Source organism: Coleofasciculus sp. FACHB-712 (assembly GCF_014695635.1).
Lineage (GTDB): Bacteria > Cyanobacteriota > Cyanobacteriia > Cyanobacteriales > FACHB-T130 > FACHB-T130.
The window spans coordinates 1-1789 of the sequence record NZ_JACJOQ010000456.1 but is presented as its reverse complement, the minus strand read 5'-3'; the positions used below and the strand labels follow the sequence as shown (position 1 = coordinate 1789).

The 1789-nt window shown below is 46.6% G+C and carries 2 protein-coding genes and 1 pseudogene; 2 read left to right on the top strand and 1 reads right to left on the bottom strand.

Translation table 11 applies throughout. The features are described from left to right. A pseudogene (locus tag H6F50_RS14515) lies at positions 1-252 on the top strand (lipid-A-disaccharide synthase); the annotation flags it as partial. Between the two features lie 3 nt (positions 253-255). Here the strand turns inward: H6F50_RS14515 and H6F50_RS14510 are convergent. Beyond that, complete coding sequence (locus tag H6F50_RS14510) at positions 256-630, bottom strand: hypothetical protein (RefSeq protein ID WP_190410880.1); 375 nt, start codon at positions 628-630, stop codon at positions 256-258. Positions 631-985: 355 nt separating this feature from the next. Between H6F50_RS14510 and H6F50_RS14505 the strand changes: the two genes are divergently transcribed. Next, a complete protein-coding gene (locus tag H6F50_RS14505) occupies positions 986-1621 on the top strand; it encodes a M23 family metallopeptidase (RefSeq protein WP_347277168.1) in 636 nt (211 codons plus the stop codon). The last annotated feature ends 168 nt before the right edge of the window (positions 1622-1789 follow it).

The following is a 1789-nucleotide window of genomic DNA, read 5'->3' as shown; positions in this document are numbered from 1 at the left end:
ATCATGCAAAAAGTCATGGAACAAGGGCGTTTATATGCTTGGCCTAATATTTGGGCAAAAACCCAGATAGTTCCAGAATTACTAGGTAAACTACAAGCGGCAGAAGTTGCAGAATTTGCTTTGGACTATTTAAATCATCCTGAAAAATTGCAGGAAATGCGCGATCGCCTCCGCAGCATTCGAGGTGAAGCAGGTGCTGCCCAAAAACTGGCAAAGCTAGTTTGTGAGGAGTTAGAAATGCAAAATGCTTAATTTTTAAGCGCTACGACGCCCTAGTTCGTAAATCCCGCAACCGACACAAGCCAGCATTCCCATACTGATTGCCCAACTGCGCCCTAAGCCAAGTTCTACCCCGTAATTGCAAACTGCGCCAATCAGGAAAAAAGGCACAATGCTGAAAATAGAAGCATAGAAAGCGTTTTGAGCTTCTCTACCCTTGCGGGTTCTGTCAAACTCTTCTTGTGAAGTGTAGAGCGATCGCTCAGCGAAGTTAAACCAGCGATTAATTTGCTCCATCACCCATTCGCTGACCGGAGAGCAACCGAGATATAAAGCCAGCGACCATAGACCTGCACCCGCGATCGCGGTCGCATTCAGCTCGAATCTAAACGGTAGAATTTCAATCAGCATGGGTTTTACAACACTATAGTAGTTACTCTTCAGGGATTTTAACAAAAGTCAAGAATCCGTGAATATAGGTTGTTCCTCACTACCGGAAAAAGTTTTGAAGTGCCGACAATTTCCACCCAGAGACAGACCCCAGCCAAAGGCTTGACTGTCAAACTTGACACGGCAGCAATCTAAAGTAACATCTTTCGGTTAATTGGCTGCGTAGATAAGCACCACAGTTCTCGGTTATCGATCTTAATTTGGGCAAACGAAGAGTAAAGCAATGCAGCAAGGGTCCGTACCACAAAACCTTCAAAACCGCTTTCTCCATCCAAGACGATTTCTATTTTTATTAGGGCTGCCTTTAGCCTGGTTAATGCCAGCAGTAGAATTACAGCCAAAATCAGTTGAGGCATTGGAAGTTAGAGCAAGTTCGGCCTTAACTGGCAATAGTTGGCAAGGGGCATCTTTCCCAGTTGAAAATTTTCAAGGCTATACTTCTGCATTTGGCTACCGTCGCTCTCCTTCTGGTTCTGGGGGTTTGGAATTCCATCGGGGTTTAGACATTGCTGCACCTGAAGGAAGTTACATTCGTAACTGGTGGGCAGGAAAAGTCGTGAAAGTCTCACAAGATAGACTTTGCGGCACCTCAATTACTGTCGAGTCCGGCGCGTGGCGTCACGTCTACTGTCACATGAAAGGGAGCGTGGAAACCGCCAATGGCGGTCGTTATTTCATCGATCGCAGCGGGGGTCTTGTAGTTTGGGAAGGGCAACAAGTGCCAGCAGGTGCCCGGATTGGTCGGGTAGGGATGACTGGGCGCACTACTGGCCCTCATCTCCACTGGGGATTAAAGTATGGCGATAACTATGTAGATCCGGCTCAGGTTCTTAAAGCAATGTATGCTCAACAACCCAGTAATGTTCGGCAAGTTGGGCAACGTTTGCTTCAACCGTCTAGAAGTCAGACATCGTGGTGGAAACGTCAGGGGCAACGAACGATTGATTATTGATCGACGTGACAACATTTTCTTAGGCTCAATCCTTCTTACCTAAGACAAAAGCAATTCAAGGACTGGGTGCAATACATCAGTAGGGACATGGCAATGCCATGTCCCTACTTGTTAGAAACCGCAATATACTGCACTCAACTGAGAAACGTTATACAGGAACGCCCCGAA